Annotated in this window: 16 protein-coding genes; 10 read left to right on the top strand and 6 right to left on the bottom strand. The window is 57.1% G+C overall.

Translation table 11 applies throughout. The features are described 5' to 3' along the window. Positions 1-8: 8 nt before the first annotated feature. From HC757_RS18040 to bepA, 3 genes are all read right to left on the bottom strand, one after another. Positions 9-392, bottom strand: a complete 384-nt coding sequence (locus tag HC757_RS18040; RefSeq protein WP_169565842.1) for a DUF2069 domain-containing protein — start codon at positions 390-392, stop codon at positions 9-11. 13 nt (positions 393-405) lie between these two features. Then, on the bottom strand, positions 406-756 hold the full coding sequence (arsC, locus tag HC757_RS18035) for an arsenate reductase (glutaredoxin) (RefSeq protein WP_169565841.1): 351 nt from the start codon (positions 754-756) through the stop codon (positions 406-408). Positions 757-851: 95 nt separating this feature from the next. Beyond that, positions 852-2285, bottom strand: coding sequence for a beta-barrel assembly-enhancing protease (gene bepA, locus HC757_RS18030; RefSeq protein ID WP_169565854.1), 1434 nt, complete (start codon positions 2283-2285; stop codon positions 852-854). Positions 2286-2432: 147 nt separating this feature from the next. Between bepA and HC757_RS18025 the strand changes: the two genes are divergently transcribed. Both HC757_RS18025 and HC757_RS18020 read left to right on the top strand, forming a co-directional pair. Then, a complete protein-coding gene (locus tag HC757_RS18025) occupies positions 2433-2654 on the top strand; it encodes a sulfurtransferase TusA family protein (protein ID WP_169565840.1) in 222 nt (73 codons plus the stop codon). A gap of 97 nt (positions 2655-2751) precedes the next feature. Continuing rightward, positions 2752-3888: an AI-2E family transporter gene (locus HC757_RS18020; protein ID WP_169565839.1), complete on the top strand. Its 1137-nt coding sequence runs from the start codon at positions 2752-2754 to the stop codon at positions 3886-3888. 266 nt (positions 3889-4154) lie between these two features. Here the strand turns inward: HC757_RS18020 and bcp are convergent, their stop codons facing one another. Further along, a complete protein-coding gene (gene bcp, locus HC757_RS18015) occupies positions 4155-4622 on the bottom strand; it encodes a thioredoxin-dependent thiol peroxidase (RefSeq protein WP_169565838.1) in 468 nt (155 codons plus the stop codon). 70 nt (positions 4623-4692) lie between these two features. Further along, positions 4693-5232: a glycine cleavage system transcriptional repressor gene (locus HC757_RS18010; RefSeq protein WP_169565837.1), complete on the bottom strand. Its 540-nt coding sequence runs from the start codon at positions 5230-5232 to the stop codon at positions 4693-4695. A gap of 171 nt (positions 5233-5403) precedes the next feature. Here HC757_RS18010 and dapA point away from each other — a divergent pair, with 171 nt between their 5' ends. Together dapA and bamC are read left to right on the top strand one after the other, a co-directional pair. Then, positions 5404-6288, top strand: coding sequence for a 4-hydroxy-tetrahydrodipicolinate synthase (dapA, locus tag HC757_RS18005; RefSeq protein WP_169565836.1), 885 nt, complete (start codon positions 5404-5406; stop codon positions 6286-6288). Positions 6289-6291: 3 nt separating this feature from the next. Then, on the top strand, positions 6292-7407 hold the full coding sequence (gene bamC, locus HC757_RS18000) for an outer membrane protein assembly factor BamC (protein WP_169565835.1): 1116 nt from the start codon (positions 6292-6294) through the stop codon (positions 7405-7407). Between the two features lie 230 nt (positions 7408-7637). On the opposite strand, the gene HC757_RS17995 is transcribed toward bamC, so the two are convergent. Next, positions 7638-8066: an Lrp/AsnC family transcriptional regulator gene (locus tag HC757_RS17995; protein WP_169565834.1), complete on the bottom strand. Its 429-nt coding sequence runs from the start codon at positions 8064-8066 to the stop codon at positions 7638-7640. 146 nt (positions 8067-8212) lie between these two features. Here HC757_RS17995 and HC757_RS17990 point away from each other — a divergent pair, with 146 nt between their 5' ends. From HC757_RS17990 to HC757_RS17965, 6 genes are all read left to right on the top strand, one after another. Then, positions 8213-9427 carry an aspartate aminotransferase family protein gene (locus HC757_RS17990; RefSeq protein WP_169565833.1) on the top strand — a complete coding sequence of 405 codons (1215 nt, stop codon included), beginning with the start codon at positions 8213-8215 and terminating at the stop codon, positions 9425-9427. A 72-nt stretch (positions 9428-9499) separates the two neighbouring features. After that, positions 9500-10546, top strand: a complete 1047-nt coding sequence (astA, locus tag HC757_RS17985; RefSeq protein ID WP_169565832.1) for an arginine N-succinyltransferase — start codon at positions 9500-9502, stop codon at positions 10544-10546. Then, on the top strand, positions 10543-12027 hold the full coding sequence (astD, locus tag HC757_RS17980) for a succinylglutamate-semialdehyde dehydrogenase (protein WP_169565831.1): 1485 nt from the start codon (positions 10543-10545) through the stop codon (positions 12025-12027). Before astA ends, astD begins: the two co-directional genes overlap by 4 nt. 92 nt (positions 12028-12119) lie before the next feature. Beyond that, positions 12120-12923, top strand: coding sequence for a DUF1338 domain-containing protein (locus tag HC757_RS17975; protein WP_169565830.1), 804 nt, complete (start codon positions 12120-12122; stop codon positions 12921-12923). A gap of 208 nt (positions 12924-13131) precedes the next feature. Continuing rightward, positions 13132-14214: an efflux RND transporter periplasmic adaptor subunit gene (locus HC757_RS17970; RefSeq protein ID WP_169565829.1), complete on the top strand. Its 1083-nt coding sequence runs from the start codon at positions 13132-13134 to the stop codon at positions 14212-14214. Further along, positions 14211-17303, top strand: a complete 3093-nt coding sequence (locus HC757_RS17965) for an efflux RND transporter permease subunit (RefSeq protein WP_169565828.1) — start codon at positions 14211-14213, stop codon at positions 17301-17303. The genes HC757_RS17970 and HC757_RS17965 overlap by 4 nt, the downstream gene beginning before the upstream one ends. Positions 17304-17353: the final 50 nt, after the last annotated feature.

Here is a 17353-nt window from a genome sequence, read left to right as displayed (position 1 = left end):
AAAACCCGTTACTCCTTGGTCTTTTCCTTGAGCTTCTTCAGTCCCAGCCCCAGCTCACGGCCACGGATTCTGGCATAGAAAGGGAAGGCGACGAGCAGCGCGGCTATCAGGCCGACCTCTATCAGGGCAAAGGCCAAATCCGTCTCTGCGAGGTAGAGCAAGGTCAGGCCATGGAGCATATAGAGGCAGAGGATGAAACTCGCCCAGGCATAAGTGTATGGGTTACCCTTGATGATCCCCGCGAGGGGAAATAATAGAGGAATAATCCATAAGACACTGAACAGCACTGAGTACTCGCCGCGCACCCCCTGGCCGATGAACCAGGCCGACAGGAGCAACAGCAGAGCGATATAGCCGATACGGCCGAGCTGGAATAAACTGCTTGATTTCATTGTATTACCAGATTCAGAGAAGTGTGAGCACGTTTTCCGGCGGACGGCCCAGTGCCGCCTTGCCATTCACCAGGACGATAGGCCGCTCTATGAGCTTGGGATTGGCCTGCATGGCGGCGATGAGTTCGGCATCCGACAGCGCCGGATTGTCCAGTGCCAGTGCCCGGTATTCGTCTTCCTTGGTGCGCATCAATTCCCTGGGGCTGAGTTGCAATGCCGCCAGGATCTCGGTCAGTTCGGTGGCGGTCGGCGGCGTCTTGAGGTATTCGATGACGCTTAACTGGCAGCCCTGTTGTTCCAGCAGTGCCAGGGTCTGGCGGCTCTTGGAGCAACGGGGATTGTGGTAGATGGTCGCATGAGTCATATAGGGGTGAACCTCGATCTCTTGGATGGGTTAAGGGTTATGGCGGCATGATACCGAAAAAGTCCCGCCCCGTCAGCCGGCGAGGCGGGATGAGATTATTTTTTAAGCTCGTCGAACAGCTTCTGGGCCTGCCTGAATTGCCGGATCCTGGCTTCGATCCTCGCCAGCTGCAGCGGCTTGTTCTCGGAGAAGCGGTAGGCGTAGTTGAGCTGATCTATGGCCCCTGAGTAGTTGGCATTCAAGGCCAGGGATTCGGCGTTGACGAAGTGTTCCATCGCCTTATCGCCCATCTTGTTATAGGCGGCGGTGAGCAGCTGGTAGGGAAGCGGATTCTGCTTGTCGAGAAAGATCATCTCCTCCAGCAGAGGTATGGCCTTGGGCGCCTGATCCGCTTCTATATACACATTGGCCAGGTTGGCGTTGAGCACCTGAGAGCTGGGTTTGAGCCGGCGCTGGTGTTCCAGCAGGGCAATGGCCTCGGCGCTCGCCTGGCGTTCCAGCAGCAAATCCGTCTTGGTATCCAGATAGAAGAGGTTGTCATCGTCCCCTTGCAGCAGCTTATCCACTATGGCTTCGGCCGCAGGAAATTGTTTCAGTCGCATCAATGCCAGCGCCTTGCCATAGAGGGCGGCGCTCTGGAAGCTGTAGTTATGCTGCTTGAGCTGCTTGTCGAAGATATCCAGGGCGGCGTTGTCGCTGTAACTGGAGAAACGCACCTGGACCCTGGCCTTGGCCAGCTGAAAATCCAGGCTGTCGGCAATGCGTCTGTGGGGATATTGCGCCGCTCTGTTCCTGGCTTCCGTGATGCGCGACTCGGGCAGTGGGTGAGTCAGCAGCATCTGTGGTGGTTTGCTGGTAAAGCGATAACGGCTGGCGAGCTTGGCGAAAAAGTCTGCCGCTGCGTCCGGGTCGAAACCGGCCTCTACCAAGATTTGCATGCCGATGCGATCGGCTTCCTGCTCATGCTGGCGGGTATAATTGATCTTGGTCTGGGCCGACAGCGCCTGGGTGGTCGCCAATGCCGCCATGCCGACCTGAGGCACGGCTATGGTCAGGAGTATGGCGCCCAACATGCCGGCTATGGTGGCCGGGCTGCTTTTCTGTTGTGCTTCGAGGCTGCGGGCCATATGGCGCTGGGTGACGTGGGTGATCTCGTGACCCAGCACAGAGGCGAGTTCACTCTCGTTGTCGGCGTTGAGAAACAGCCCTGTGTGCACCCCGACATGGCCACCGAAGAAGGCGAAGGCGTTGATCTCATCGTTCCTGAGCAGGAAGAAAGAGAAGGGACTCTTGACGCCTGTGGCATGGGCCACCAGTTTATTGCCCAGCTCTGTCAGGTACTGGCTCAACACAGGATCGTTCAGCATGGGCGCCGATGAGCGGATCACCCGCATATAGGCATCACCATATTGGGTTTCTTTCTCTAAACTGAAGGTATTGACGGCGGCGGTGCCGAGATCGGGCAAATCGTTACCGGCAAAACTCGGGGCAACCAGAGTCGACAACATCAGAGAGGCGGCGCCCGCCATCCAGGATTTGGTTAATTTGGAGAGAGTCAAGTTATGCAAGCGGATCCTTTATATGTCCCGACCAGGATGTCAGCGAGTGAGAGTCTGGCTTGTAGTTTGTCTGGCAACTTAGGATAATAGCCTAGGTTTGTTCATAGCAAGTTCATTATGGTTTTTATTGATTTAACCTCATATCGTTGTCCCTTGCCCCTGGTGAAGGTGAAACTGGCACTGAAGCAGTTAGCTGTGGGCGAACAGTTGCAGGTCGTGTTATCAGACCCGGGATCCCGCATGGATGTTCCCCGGTTCCTAAAAAAACAGGGCCATGGGTTGCAGGAGCTGTACAATGACGCCAACAGGCTCACATTGAGGATCACCAAATCGGCCTGAGTTGGCTCAATGGCATAAGGCTAAAGGGTAAATCGGCACGAAACACTAGCCTGTCGCGACAGGATCTTTTGGCGAACAATTAGGATGGGTAGTTGGGATGTTTACATTTTTAGCTCGCTGGTATAAAGAACGTTTTAGTGATCCCCAGGCCGTGACCCTGATGTTTATCCTGTTGGGGCTGGCATTGTTGATTTATTTTGCCGGCGGCTTATTGGCGCCCCTGCTGGTGGCGCTGATCCTGGCCTTCCTGCTGGAGTGGCCGGTGGCCCAGATGCAAAGATGTGGCCTCAACCGTACCATGGGCGCCTCCTTGGTACTTGTGCTGTTTATCGGTGTCAGTTTGCTGATTTTCTTCGGCCTGATCCCCAGCCTGTGGCGCCAGGGGGTGGGGCTGATCACAGATTTACCCGGGATGCTGGATAAAGGCCTGCAGCTGGCTCAGAGCCTGGTCAATCAATATCCTCAGTTTATCAGCTCGGAGCAGCTGGATACCATGGTGGCCGAGCTGAAGAAACTGCTCGATACCCAGCATCTGTTCGACATAGGCAAGCAGCTGCTTGGCTACTCGGCTTCGCTGCTGGTGTGGATGGTCTACGCCATCCTGGTGCCACTGCTGGTGTTTTTCTTCCTCAAGGACAAGGACGAATTGCTTCGCGGCAGTAAGCGTTTCTTCCCCAGCAACAGGGGCTTGGCCCGTCAGGTCTGGTTCGAGATGGATCAGCAAATTTTCAACTATATCCGCGGCAAGGTGATAGAGATCATCATCATAGGGGTGGCGAGTTACGTCTTCTTCGCCTTGATGGGCTTGAGGTATTCGGCACTGCTGGGGGTATTGACTGGGCTGAGCGTGTTGATCCCCTATGTGGGGGCGACTCTGGTGACCTTGCCCATTGCGCTGGTGGCCTTTTTCCAATGGGGCGTGAGCCCGCAATTCGGCTATCTGATGCTGGGCTATGGCATCATCCAGGCGCTGGACGGCAATGTGCTGGTGCCTATCCTGTTTTCGGATGCGGTGGACTTGCATCCTGTGGTCATCATAGCGGCGGTGCTCATCTTCGGCGGCCTCTGGGGAGTACTAGGGGTGTTCTTCGCCATTCCTCTGGCGTCTCTGGTGAAAGCCGTGATCAACGCCTGGCCCAAGCACCAGGACAACATGTCACAGGAAGAAGCCACCGAGCAGGCGCTGCCGGAGCAGTCAGAGCAACCAGAGCAGCAAACGCAGAACAGAGCATAGCGGGCGCTATCCTCTGGCCTTATATGCCTGACTCGGTGGATATGGGCTGACAGCTTGAGCAGCTGGATAAAGTGGCTTGAGCAGATGAAACAGCTTGAGCAGAAAGAGTCGCTTGAGTGGATGAAACAGCCTGAGCGGATAGAGTGGCGTGAACGGATGAAACAGCTTGAGCGGCGTGAGCAAATGAAATAGTTTGACAGCAAAAAGGCCCACTAAGGGCCTTTTTTCATCATGTAAATGAATTGCTTGCCGCGGCTTTGCCGGGCTTACTTGCCCAGTTTGGCCAAGACGACCTGATGATGGTCTTTGGTCTTGAATTTATCAAACACATGAATGATCTTGCCTTCTGTGCCTATCAGGAAGCTGAGTCTGTGGATGCCATCGTAAACCTTGCCCATAAACTTCTTCTCGCCCCACACGCCGAAGGCGTCGGCGATGGCATGATCTTCATCGCTGAGCAGGGGGAAGTTGAGCTGGTGCTTGTCGGCAAATTTTGCCAGTCGGGCGACGGGATCCGGGCTGATGCCAAGTACCGTCACCTGCAGGCTGTCCAGGTCGGGTTTGCTGTCACGCAGGCCACAGGCCTGCACTGTGCAACCCGGGGTCATGGCCTTGGGGTAGAAGTATACCAATACCGGGCCTCGGCTCAGGCAATCCTGCAGCGACACCTCATGCTGGTGCTGATCTTCTAGGGTAAAGAGTGGGGCGTTATCGCCCGCCTTTAAGGTCTTCATCTGGTTTCCTTCTATTGGGATGGCGACTGGCATTCCCATCGCCATTGGCTACTTCCGGTGGCACTCTTGGTTAGGGCGCAGCAATGCCTTGCATGCGTTTGATGCTGCAGTCGAGCGACATATCCTGGGCCAGCTGATGTATGCTCTGCTCCAGTTTTTCCAGCTCGACTTTCTCGGGAATATTGATCGACAGGTAAACATGCTGGATCTGAGTGTCGGCCGACACTTCTTCCGAGTAGGAGCGTACGGCGGCGAGATCCAAGGATCTGTCGGCGAGGAACTGGGTGATGCGTTTCATGGTGCCGCGTTGATCTTTACCGTTGAAGTCGACTTCGATGCGCGAGATATAGTTCTGTGGCGTGTGCTTGGAGGTGCGTTTCATCACCGTCATCAGCTCCAGCTCAACGCTGAGACTTGGGAGTGTGCTTTCAATTTTCGTTATCGCCGCCCAGGAGCCAGATAACATCATGATCAGGGTAAATTCGTTACCAAATAATGCCATGCGGCTGTCGACTATGTCGCAGTCGCAATCACTGGCGAGTCGGGCAAGTTTACTGACGAGGCCGGGACGATCGACGCCCATAGCCGTTACGACCATATAGTTGGTCATGTATTTTCCTCACTTTTCGAGATCATGGAGCGAAAACTCAGGCGCTAAAACTGAGTTTGGGTGCGGGAGCTAATGCTAGCATAACTAAATCGATTTGAGAGCCCCGTTAATGCTTGTCATTAGAGGTTGGCCTAAGTACCATAGCGAATCCTGAAATCTTGGGGAAGCCAGATGATAAACGGAAGCATCGTAGCCCTTATCACGCCAATGTTGCGTGATGGCGCAGTAGATTTTGCAAGTCTTGAAAGATTAGTCGAATTCCATATAGACCAGGGCACTGATGCCATAGTGGCCGTGGGTACCACAGGGGAGTCGGCGACCCTGCCTATGTCCGAGCATCTCGAGGTGGTCGCCCAGATACTCAAATTCGTTGCCGGCCGCATCCCTGTGATTGGCGGCAATGGCGGCAATGCCACCGCCGAAGCCATAGAATTGACCAAGGGCCTGACCAAGATAGGCGTAGACGCCATGCTTGGGGTCACGCCTTACTATAATAAGCCGTCGCCCAAGGGATTGATTGCCCATTATAAAGCGGTCGCCGCCAGCACAGATATTCCGCAAATTCTTTACAATGTGCCTGGCCGTACCGCAGTGGATATGTTGCCCGAAACCGTGGCCGAACTGGCGAGTGTCGACAACATCATAGGCATCAAGGAAGCCACAGGCGACTTGAGCCGGGTGGCACGGCTGCGCGAACTGTGCGGTGCCGATTTCAAGCTCTACAGCGGCGATGATGCCAGCGCCAGGGAGTTCCTGTTGCTCGGTGGTGACGGGGTGATCTCGGTCGCCAACAACCTGGTCCCCAAGGCCTTCAAAGCCATGTGTGACGCCGCCCTGGCCGGCGATGCCGAGCTGGCGCTGACGCTGGATACCCCGCTCAGGGGCCTGTACAGTGCGCTCTTCTGTGAAGCCAATCCGATCCCGGTGAAATGGGCCGCCCACCGCATGGGTCTCATCAGCCATGGACATATTCGTTTACCTTTGACTGAACTTTCTGAGCAATGTCATGGTCTTCTGTTAGATGCAATGACAACCGCCCGGATAGAGGTTAAATAATTAATGTTAAAGCAAGTCACTCCACTCATGTTGATCGCCGCCGTTGCCGCCTGTAGCTCGCCACTGGACAGAAGGCAGGTCAACGACAACGACGCCTATGTCAACACGGCCACGTCCCCCGAGTTGGTGATCCCGGCCGGTTTGCATAAGCCCAGCTACAACCAGGAATACAATATCCCGGCGATCGGTCCCAAGGCCGATCCCCTGTTGGTCGGCAAACGTCTGGACGTACGCCCGCCACTGCAGGTATTGCCCATGGCCGAAGGCACCCATGTGGAAGAGGGCAGCGACAACATCAAGATAGTGGTCGAGTCCATAGACAATAAGGTGGATTTGAAGCAGGAAATCTTCTCTACGCTCAAGGGCTTCATGGCCAAGCAGGGCATAGGCAGCCGAAGCGAAAACTATGAGCAAGGCAGCATAGAAACTGACTGGATAGAGAGCCAGGAAGTCATAGAGTCCAACATGTGGAGTGCCGACAAGGTCTACCTGCTGCGTCAGCGCTACCGGTTCAATGTCGAAGTCCGCCCCCATGGCCGTACCGGTAATGTGACCATCGACCTGGTAGAGCATGAAGAACATTACAACGGTGTCGAGCAGGACATACTGCTCAGTGGCGAAGATAAGCGCCGTTATACCGTGGATATGCTCAACAGCGCCGTGTCTTACATGAGCATCAAGCGCGAGAAAGCCATCAAGGCCGCCCGTCTGCAGCAGAGTCTGGGGATAGAGGTCTCTCTGGTCGAGCCCCAAGCCGGCGAAGGTGAGCAAGCGGGTCAGGCCTATTGGTTAGCCGCCGCGCCTTACAAGCAAGTGTGGGACCGGCTGCGTATCGTCCTGCCGGAAATGGGCTTCGAGATTGCCGACATGGACAGCAACAAGGGGCTGTATTTCCTGAGCTTCAACGATAACTCCGGCTTCTGGAGCTCGCTGTGGGGCGATGACAAGTTACCGCTCAAGGAAGGCAATTACCGCATCTTGCTCGAAGATGGCGACGCATCTGAGCAGACCAAGATAGTGCTGCGTGATGCCCAAGATGAGCCGCTGAGCAATGAAGTGGTGGCAGGTGTCTACCAGGCGTTGGCTAACCTGATGAAAGAAGATCGTAACCAGCGTTAACACTGGCGCTGTTAGTCTGAGAAATCCCTCGCCCAGGCGGGGGATTTTTTTATGGCGTGCGGGCAAGGCAAGCCTGTGTGGGCCGCCGGCATTGACGCTCCAGAGTCACAGCCGGATGAGGTCATCTTTGGGAAACAATGCTATGCGGTAATCTTCATGCAACAATCAGATGCGACAATTTTATGCGAGAATACTGTGTGCTGGCGCTGGCTCTGGCTCTTGCTCTTGCTCTAGCGTTTGAACTTGGTTTCCAGGATCACCGCCGAGGTCGTGCGTTCCACGCCATCCAGATTGCCTATGTCATCCAGCAGGTGACTGAGCTGCTCTGTGGTTTGGGCCTGTACCACGGCGATGAGATCGTATTCGCCGCTGATGGCGTATAGCTCGGAGATCCTATGCATCTTCTTCAGCTCGACATTGGTCTTGGTGGTGAACTTTTGTCGCACCTTGATGGACACATGGGCCGACACCAGGTTGCTGATATAGGCCTCGCCGTATTCGACCCCATAGCCCTTGATGACGCCTGTCTGCTCCAGGCGGGCGATGCGGGTTTGTACCGTCGAGCGTGACAGATTGAGCTCCCTGGCCAGATCCGACACGCTGATGCGGGCATTGTTTTTGAGCAGTGCCAGCAGGCGTTCGTCTTCTTTGCTTATCATATTGCTAAATATTTCCGTCAAATTATCGAATTTACTGTGAAATTAGTTCCTATTGCTGCTGCATTTTGCTATATCTGCTCAATATAATAAAGGAATAACGAGATATCCGGTCAACCGGTCCCTTATGAATGAGTCAAGAGGTTTGTATGCAGATAAGCAGAAGTATGTTCGATGAAGTGATGGTTCCCAATTACGCGCCGTCTCCCATTATCCCCGTCAAAGGCCAAGGCTCCAGACTCTGGGATCAACAGGGACGCGAGTTTATCGATTTTGCCGGCGGTATCGCGGTCAACTGCCTGGGTCATTGCCACCCTGTGCTGGTCAACGCCCTGACCGAACAAGCCAACAAGCTATGGCACCTGTCCAACACCATGACCAACGAGCCTGCGCTGATGCTGGCCAAGCAGCTGGTGGATAACACCTTCGCCGAGAAAGTGTATTTCGCCAACTCGGGCGCCGAAGCCAACGAGGCGGCCCTCAAGCTGGTACGCCGCGTGGCCCTGAATAACCATGGTGCCGAGAAGTCCCAGATCATCGCCTTCAAACAAGGCTTCCATGGCCGTACTCTGTTTACCGTATCCGTCGGCGGCCAACTTGCCTATTCAGATGGTTTCGGCCCCAAGCCGGCGGACATAGATCATGCCGAATACAATAACCTCGACAGCCTCAAGGCGTTGATCTCGGATCGTACCTGTGCCGTGGTGCTGGAGCCACTGCAGGGCGAGGGCGGCATCATCAATCCGACCCCGGAATTCATCCAGGGCGTGCGTGAACTCTGCAACCAATACAATGCCCTGCTGGTCTTCGACGAAGTGCAAACGGGTGTCGGCCGTACCGGCGAACTCTACGCTTACATGGGACTGGGTGTGACCCCGGACGTGTTGACCACGGCCAAGGCCCTGGGCGGCGGCTTCCCCATAGGCGCCATGTTGACCACCACTGAGCTGGCCAAGCATCTGGTTGTCGGCACTCACGGCAGCACCTATGGCGGCAACCCACTGGCCTGCGCCGTGGGCCTGGCGTCGTTCAACACGGTCAACACGCCCGAAGTCCTGAATGGCGTCAAGGCGAGGGAACAGCTGTTCCGCGACGGCCTGATGGCGATCAATGAAAAATACAAGGTGTTCAGCGAAGTGCGCGGCAAGGGCTTATTGCTCGGCGCGGCGCTCAATGCAGATTATGCCGGCAAGTCCCGTGATTTCATGCTGGCGGCCGCTGAAGAAGGCCTGCTGGTGTTGATGGCCGGCTATAACGTAGTGCGTTTCGCTCCTTCCCTCGTGATCCCCGAGCAAGACATAGAACAGGGCCTGGCCCGTTTCGAGACCGCCATCGCCAAGTTGGTTGCGGCCAACGCCGGCTAAGGCATCTCGCGTCCGGGGTCGCCGACACCAGCGGCCCTGGACGCCTCTCATCTTTACCTTAGGGAAAAACATATGTTATTGATCCGCCCAATTCAGGGATCGGACTATCCTGCGCTGCTGAATATAGCCAGAGAATCGGGGGCAGGTTTTACCTCTTTGCCACTCGATGAGCAGAAGTTAACCCAAAAAATTACTCACTCTGAGCATAGCTTCGCCGCCGACATCAGCCAGCCGGGCGATGAGGGCTACCTGTTTGTGCTCGAAGACACGGACACGGGCGAGATCCTCGGCACCACGGGCATAGAGGCCGCGGTAGGCCTGAGCACCCCCCTGTATCATTTCCACAAGAGCACTGTGGTCCATCAGTGCAAAGAGTTGGGGGTGTTCAATCCGGTAGAAGTGTTGACGGTCGGCAACGACTACACAGGGGTGACGGAAATTTGCACCCTGTTCCTGCGTGAACCCTACAGGGTCGGCCTCAATGGCCGCTTCCTGTCCAAGGTGCGCTTCATGTTCATGGCCGAGCAGCCCAAGCGTTTCGCCAAGCTGGTGATCGCCGAGATGCGCGGTGCGGCCGACGAACAGGGGCAGCCGCCATTCTGGAATTGGTTACAGAGCAACTTCTTCAACATGGACTTCAGCGCCGCCGATCTCCTGATAGGCGTAGGCAACAAGGGCTTCATCGCCGATCTCATGCCGCGTTATCCCATCTACGTCAACCTGTTGCCCGAAAGCGCCAGGCGGGTGATAGGCCAGGTGCATGAAAATACCGTGCCTGCGCTCAAGCTGCTCGAGAATGAAGGCTTCAATCACAGGGGCTATGTCGACTTATTCGATGCCGGCCCGACTGTCGAAGCCCAGTTGAAGCAGATCAAATCTGTCAGGCAGAGCCATAGAGCCAGGGTAGTGATCACCGCCGACGCCGACGCGCGCCGGGGTCAGAACCAGTTGGCCGTCTGCAACTGTGAAAGCCAGGCATTTCGTGCCACCGTCAGCGACGATTGCCGGTTCGACAGCGAGTCCCATAGCCTGTGGATGAGCCCGGCGATGGCGGATGCATTGAATGTCAACGACGGCGACGCCGTGCGTTATTTAAATCTCGACAAGGGGGCCAAATGAGCTCAGCCACACAAACGAATAAAGCGCAATTGATCAACGGCGAGTGGCAACAGGGCCATGGTGGCCTGTTCGCCTCAATCAACCCGGCCAACGGCGAACTCGTCTGGCAGGGCCATGGCGCCGATGCCGCCCAGGTGGACGCCGCGGTCAAGGCCGCCCGAGTCGCCTTCTATCACTGGTCGGCCCTGTCTCTGGCCGAGCGCCTCGAGGTCGTCGAAGCCTTCGCCGCACAGCTGACCGCCAACAGCGACACCATGGCACGGCTGATCGCCGAAGAAACCGGCAAGGCGTTATGGGAGAGCCGCACCGAAGTGGCGGCCATGACGGGCAAGATAGCCATTTCCATCAAGGCTCACAAGGAACGCACAGGCACAGTGGAAAATCCCATGGCGGGCGCGCGGGCCTTCATACGGCATAAGCCCCATGGGGTAGTGGCGGTATTCGGCCCCTACAACTTCCCGGGTCATCTGCCCAACGGCCACATAGTGCCGGCATTGATCGCCGGCAATAGCGTGTTGTTCAAGCCATCTGAGCTGACCCCAAAAGTTGCCGAATACACTGTGCAGCTGTGGCAAGAGGCGGGACTGCCGGCCGGCGTCATCAGCCTGTTACAGGGCGAAGTCGCCACCGGCAAGGCGTTGGCCTGTCATCCCGGCATCGACGGTCTGTTCTTCACCGGCAGCTCCAACACGGGCCACCTGCTGCACCAGCAGTATGCCGGTCAGCCGGGCAAGATATTGGCGCTGGAGATGGGCGGTAACAACCCTCTGGTGCTCAAGGATGTGGCCGATATCGACGCCGCGGTGCACGATATAATACAATCTGCCTTCATCAGCAGCGGCCAGCGTTGCACCTGTGCCCGGCGCCTGTTTATCCAAAACAGTGCCAATGGCGATGCCATCCTGGCCAAGCTGGTCGAGGCCAGCCAAAAGATCAAGGTGGGGCAGCCGTTCGCCGAGGAACAGCCTTTCTATGGTGCCATGATAAGCGCCAAGGCCGCCGCCGGCATGGTCAAGGCCCAGGCCGAGATCCAGGCAGCTGGCGGGGTGTCGTTGCTGGAACTGAGGCAAATAGATCCGGCGCTGGGTTTCGTCACCCCGGGGATCATAGATGTGACCCGGGCCGCACCCTTGCCGGACGAAGAACATTTCGGCCCGCTGCTGAAAGTCTATCGTTTCGATGACTTCGATGCCGCCATCGAAGAGGCCAATAACACGGCCTTCGGCCTGTCGGCGGGCCTGCTGGCAGATGATGAAGCCGATTATCGGCACTTCTTCGGCCGCATCCGCGCCGGGATAGTCAACTGGAATAAACCTATCACGGGAGCGTCGAGCGCCGCGCCATTCGGCGGCATAGGTGCCAGTGGCAACCACAGGGCGAGTGCTTATTATGCGGCGGACTACTGCGCCTATCCCGTGTCATCGGTAGAAGCCGACAGTGTCAGCCTGCCGGCCAGTTTGAGCCCGGGTCTGAGCATTTAGGCTCGGGCATAGGCGATACGGCGACAAGCGTCGACGTTTCCGCCGCAAGATAAATAAAACCATTAGTATCAACAGTTAAAGATAGGATTTATATGCATACTCAGGTCAACGAGCTTTTCGCACACTTATGGCAAAACTACCTGACGGTCACGCCGTCGGCAGACAAGATCCATGCCTTATTGGGATCTTCCCAGCAAAATGATGTGCTGAACGACCATATCGCACTGCGTACCTTCAATCTGGAGAAGGTCAACCTGGACAAGCTGGCGGCGCATTTCCTGGCCCTCGGCTATGTCGAGTGCGGCGAATACCATTTCGAGGCGAAGAAGCTCTATGCCAAGCATTTCGAGCATCCGGATGCCAACCAGCCCAAGGTGTTTATCTCCGAGTTGTTGCTGGAGAAATGCTCTCCCGAGCTGCAGGCGATAGTGAGCCAATTGGTTGAGCAAATGGATCCTGAGGCAGTGACCGCGGATAACTTCCTCTATTCCGGCCGTCATTGGCAGTTGGATCAGGCGGCCTACCGTACCCTGTTGGCCGAGAGTGAATATGCTGCCTGGCTGGCGGTATGGGGCTTCAGAGCCAACCACTTCACTGTGTCTGTCAATGCACTGCAAAACTTCGAGACCCTGGACTCGGTCAACCAGGCCCTGAAACAGGCAGGTTTTGCGCTCAACACCTCAGGTGGTGAGATCAAGGGCAGCCCAGAGCAGATGCTCAAGCAATCTTCGACCCTGGCCGACGAGGTCATGGTGGAGTTCAGCGATGGCAGCGCCATGATCCCCAGCTGTTTCTACGAGTTTGCCCGTCGCTTCCCCGGGGCCGACGGCAACTTGTACTCTGGTTTCGTTGCCGCCTCGGCCGACAAGATCTTCGAGAGCACCAACGCCCGCTAAACCGGATGCGCTCTGCATGCCGGCCAAATCCCCCGCTCATTGCGGGGGATTTTTTTTTGCGCCCTCACAGAGGAGATTGAACCGACGCGGACCCAAGCGAAGCGCTTAAGCTATGTGCGTAATTTGTAAGTAAAAGTAAAACGGGTTGATACGCGAACATGAGCCGGTAAACTAGCCGCATTCTAGCCTGTTGTCTCATGGACCCTCGATGAAAAAAATAATACTCATACTCGCCGTATTGGCCCTTGCCTGGCTCGGCTATCGGCAGTTCCAGCCCCAGACAAGCTTGCCGGCCAAGGTGAAAGCCATCACTAAGGTGGTGGTGGCCAAGGCGGCGCTGGTCGCCATCCGCGATGAGGTCGAAGCGATAGGCACCAACAGGGCCTATGACTCGGTGAGCATTACCCCCAAGGTGACAGATCGGATCACCGCCCTTAATTTCGACGACGGTGACCTGGTCAAGAAAGGGGACCTGTTGGTGCAGCTGCAAAATGCCGAGCAGTTGGCCAAGGTGAAAGTCACCAAGGTGAAGGTGCAAGATCATATACGCGAACTGAACCGGATCCGCACCCTGGTGACCAGTCAAACGGTGGCCGAGCTGGAACGCGATCGCTTGCAGACCCTGATAGATACCACCAGGGCAGAGCAGGAACAGGCGGAAGCGGCGCTGCGAGACAGGCATATCACGGCGCCCTTCGCCGGTCGTCTCGGCCTGCGCCAGGTCAGCGTCGGCAGCCTGGTGACCCCGGGCACGGAGATCACCACCCTGGACGACATCTCCCGCATCAAATTGGATTTTTCCGTGCCCGAGCGCTTCATTCAGGATCTGCAGCCGGGCAAGGTTGTCGAGGCCAGGGCGGTGGCCTTTCCTGAGCAGGTGTTCAAGGGACTGGTGACCTCCATCGACAGCCGGGTCAATCCCACCACCCGCGCCGTTATCGTCAGGGCCGAAGTTGCCAACCCCAAGCTGCAGCTGCTGCCGGGGATGCTGATGAAGGTCAAGTTGATCAAGCAGAGCCGCGACGCTGTGCTCTTGCCCGAGTCGGCGATCATCCCCATTCAGAAACAACACTTCGTGTATTTCGTCAACGCGGAGAATAAGGTGGAGCGCCGCCGGGTGAGCATAGGCTTGCGGACCCGGGGTTGGGTCGAAATCACCGACGGCGTCGCGCTGGGGGAACAGATCATCATCCGCGGCCTGCTCAAGGTGCGCCCGGGCGATGAGGTGAAAGTGGAATTTGCCGAGCAGTTCAGCTTCAAAGACGATGCCGATACGGAGTCGCGAGTATGATACTGACAGATCTCTCGGTCAAACGGCCGGTATTCGCCTCGGTTATCAGCCTCTTGCTGATCGCCTTCGGTTTGGTGGCCTTCGATAAGCTGCCGCTGCGGGAATATCCCAACATAGATCCGCCGATAGTCTCGATAGAGACCAGCTACCGCGGCGCCGGTGCCGCCGTGGTAGAGAGTCGTATCACCCAGCTGATCGAAGACAGGATCAGCGGCGTCGAAGGCATACGTCATGTGAGTTCCTCCAGCCGGGATGGCCGCTCATCCGTCACCCTGGAATTCGACATAGGCCGCGACATAGAGGCCGCCGCCAACGACGTGCGCGACAGGATCTCAGGTCTGCTGAATAACCTGCCGGAAGAGGCGGATCCACCGGAAGTGCAGAAAGCCAGTGGCGGTGACGAAGTGATCATGTGGCTCAATCTGGTGTCGGATCAGATGACCACGCTGCAACTGACGGACTATGCCCGCCGCTATCTGGTGGATCGCTTCTCCGTGGTCGATGGGGTGGCCAACATCCGCATCGGCGGTGGCAAGGTTTACGCCATGCGGGTGTGGATAGACAGGCAGGCGCTGGCCGCGCGCAACCTGACGGTGGCCGATATCGAATCGGCGCTGCGCTCGGAAAACGTCGAGTTACCCGCGGGCTCGATAGAGTCCAAGGAGCGCCACTTTACCGTGCGCCTGGAGCGCGGCTTTCGCACCGCCGAGGACTTCGCCAACCTGGTGATCACCCAGGGGGAAGACGGTTATCTGGTCAAGTTGGGGGATGTGGCCAAGGTCGAAATAGGCTCGGAAGAAGAGCGCATCATGTTCCGCGGCAACAAGGAGGCCATGATAGGCCTGGGGGTCTCCAAGCAGTCGACCGCCAACACCCTGGAGGTGGCCCGTGCCGCCAATGCCTTGGTGGACAAGATCAATCCGACACTGCCGGCGGGGATGTCCATCAAGCGCTCCTACGACAGCTCCGTCTTTATCGAGGCGTCGATCAAGGAAGTCTACCAGACACTGTTTATCGCCTTGAGCCTGGTGATAGTGGTGATCTATCTGTTCCTCGGCAGTGTGCGCGCCATGTTGATCCCGGCGCTGACCGTGCCCGTGTCCTTGCTCGGCACCTTCATAGTGCTCTATGTCATGGGTTACACCATCAACCTCTTGACCCTGCTGGCGATGATCCTCGCCATCGGCATGGTGGTGGATGATGCCATTGTCATGCTGGAAAATATCCATAGACGGGTGGAGGAGGGGGACTCACCGCTGAAGGCGGCGTTTCTCGGAGCCCGCGAGGTGGCGTTCGCCGTGGTCGCGACCACGCTGGTGCTGGTGGCGGTGTTCATGCCCATTACCTTTCTCGAGGGGGATCTGGGCAAGTTGTTCAAGGAATTTGCCGTGACCATGAGTGCGGCGGTGATCTTCTCCAGCCTGGTGGCGCTGACCCTCAGCCCCATGATGTGTTCCAAGCTGCTCAAGCCTGCGGTCGAGGATGCCTGGCTGGTGCGCAAGGTCGACGGCATCATGGCGGCGCTGCAAGCCAGCTATCGCAAGGGGCTGCAGCAGGCCATGCATAGGCCGCTGCTGATAGGGGCCATAGTGCTGGCGGCATTGGCGAGCAGCGCCTACCTGGTGCAGAAGGTGCCACAGGAGTTCGCTCCCCAGGAAGACAGGGGTTCCCTGTTCCTCATGGTCAACGGCCCCCAGGGTGCCAGCTATGAGTACATAGAATCCTATATGAACGAGATCGAAAATCGCTTGATGCCGCTGGTCGACAGCGGCGACATAATGCGCCTGCTGATCCGGGCTCCCAGGGGCTTCGGCCAGGCGGCGGACTTCTCCAACGGCATGGCCATCATAGTGCTGGAAGACTGGGGCAAGCGCCGGCCGGTGAAGGAGATCATCGCCGATATTCGCAGCCGTCTCGCGGATCTGGCGGGGGTCAGGGCCTTTCCCATCATGCGTCAGGCGTTCGGTCGCGGGGTCGGCAAGCCGGTGCAGTTCGTCCTGGGTGGCCCCAGCTACGAAGATCTGGCCAACTGGCGGGATATCATTCTCGAGCAGGCGGCGAAAAACCCCAAGCTGATCGGTTTAGATCATGATTATCAGGAAACCAAGCCACAGCTGAGGGTCGTCATAGATAAGGACAGGGCCGCCGATCTCGGGGTCTCCATCTCCCACATAGGCCGTACCCTGGAGTCCATGCTGGGTTCGCGCCTGGTGACCAGCTTCATGCGTGATGGTGAAGAGTATGATGTCATCATAGAAGGCAACAGGGAGAGCCAGAATACGGCGAGTGATCTGCAAAACATCTATGTGCGCTCGGAGCGCAGCAAGGAGTTGATCCCCCTCTCTAACCTGGTCTCTGTGGAAGAGTTTGCCGATGCCAGCTCCCTCAATCGCTACAACCGCATGCGGGCCATCACCATAGAGGCCAGCCTGGCGGACGGCTACAGCCTGGGTGAGGCGCTGACCTATTTGAACGGGCTTGCCAGTACCTATCTGCCGGCGGAAGCCGTGATCAGCTACAAGGGGCAATCGCTGGATTATGATGAGTCAGGGGCTTCAATCTACTTCGTGTTCGTCCTGGCGCTCGGGGTGGTCTTCCTGGTGCTGGCGGCGCAATTTGAAAGTTATGTGCACCCTGTGGTGATCATGTTGACCGTGCCCCTGGCGACGCTGGGCGCCCTGATAGGCCTGTGGTTGACGGGCCAGAGTCTGAATATCTACAGCCAGATTGGCATCATAATGCTGGTGGGGCTGGCGGCCAAGAATGGTATCCTCATCGTCGAGTTTGCCAATCAGCTCAGGGACAGGGGCATTGACTTCGATAGCGCCATCATCCAGGCATCGAGCCAACGGCTCAGGCCCATATTGATGACGGGTATCACGACCGCGGCCGGCTCTGTGCCTCTGGTATTGGCGGTAGGCGCCGGCGCCGAGACGCGTTTCGTCATAGGGGTGGTGGTGCTGTCGGGGATCTTGCTGGCAACCCTGTTTACCCTGGTGGTGATCCCTGTGGCTTACGGGGTGTTTGCCCGCGGCAGCGGCTCGCCCGAGGCGATTGCCCGGCAATTGGAGCAGGAGTTGGCGGACTGAGGTGGCGATTGTCTAAGCCTGGTTTCAAAAAAGGGGCGCCGCCGGCGCCC

Source organism: Shewanella salipaludis, from assembly GCF_012911865.1.
GTDB lineage: Bacteria > Pseudomonadota > Gammaproteobacteria > Enterobacterales > Shewanellaceae > Shewanella > Shewanella salipaludis.
Note: the sequence above shows the minus strand (reverse complement) of the source record. Positions and strands in the feature narration are given on the sequence as shown.

Coding starts and splice junctions, on each gene's coding strand:
- HC757_RS18040 (WP_169565842.1), bottom strand. CDS start 392: ATGAAATCAAGCAGTTTATTCCAGCTCGGCCGTATCGGCTATATCGCT.
- HC757_RS17995 (WP_169565834.1), bottom strand. CDS start 8,066: ATGATAAGCAAAGAAGACGAACGCCTGCTGGCACTGCTCAAAAACAAT.
- astD (WP_169565831.1), top strand. CDS start 10,543: ATGAGCTCAGCCACACAAACGAATAAAGCGCAATTGATCAACGGCGAG.
- astA (WP_169565832.1), top strand. CDS start 9,500: ATGTTATTGATCCGCCCAATTCAGGGATCGGACTATCCTGCGCTGCTG.
- bamC (WP_169565835.1), top strand. CDS start 6,292: ATGTTAAAGCAAGTCACTCCACTCATGTTGATCGCCGCCGTTGCCGCC.
- bcp (WP_169565838.1), bottom strand. CDS start 4,622: ATGAAGACCTTAAAGGCGGGCGATAACGCCCCACTCTTTACCCTAGAA.
- HC757_RS17990 (WP_169565833.1), top strand. CDS start 8,213: ATGCAGATAAGCAGAAGTATGTTCGATGAAGTGATGGTTCCCAATTAC.
- HC757_RS18010 (WP_169565837.1), bottom strand. CDS start 5,232: ATGACCAACTATATGGTCGTAACGGCTATGGGCGTCGATCGTCCCGGC.
- dapA (WP_169565836.1), top strand. CDS start 5,404: ATGATAAACGGAAGCATCGTAGCCCTTATCACGCCAATGTTGCGTGAT.
- HC757_RS18020 (WP_169565839.1), top strand. CDS start 2,752: ATGTTTACATTTTTAGCTCGCTGGTATAAAGAACGTTTTAGTGATCCC.
- HC757_RS17965 (WP_169565828.1), top strand. CDS start 14,211: ATGATACTGACAGATCTCTCGGTCAAACGGCCGGTATTCGCCTCGGTT.
- HC757_RS18025 (WP_169565840.1), top strand. CDS start 2,433: ATGGTTTTTATTGATTTAACCTCATATCGTTGTCCCTTGCCCCTGGTG.
- HC757_RS17975 (WP_169565830.1), top strand. CDS start 12,120: ATGCATACTCAGGTCAACGAGCTTTTCGCACACTTATGGCAAAACTAC.
- bepA (WP_169565854.1), bottom strand. CDS start 2,285: ATGGCGGGCGCCGCCTCTCTGATGTTGTCGACTCTGGTTGCCCCGAGT.
- HC757_RS17970 (WP_169565829.1), top strand. CDS start 13,132: ATGAAAAAAATAATACTCATACTCGCCGTATTGGCCCTTGCCTGGCTC.
- arsC (WP_169565841.1), bottom strand. CDS start 756: ATGACTCATGCGACCATCTACCACAATCCCCGTTGCTCCAAGAGCCGC.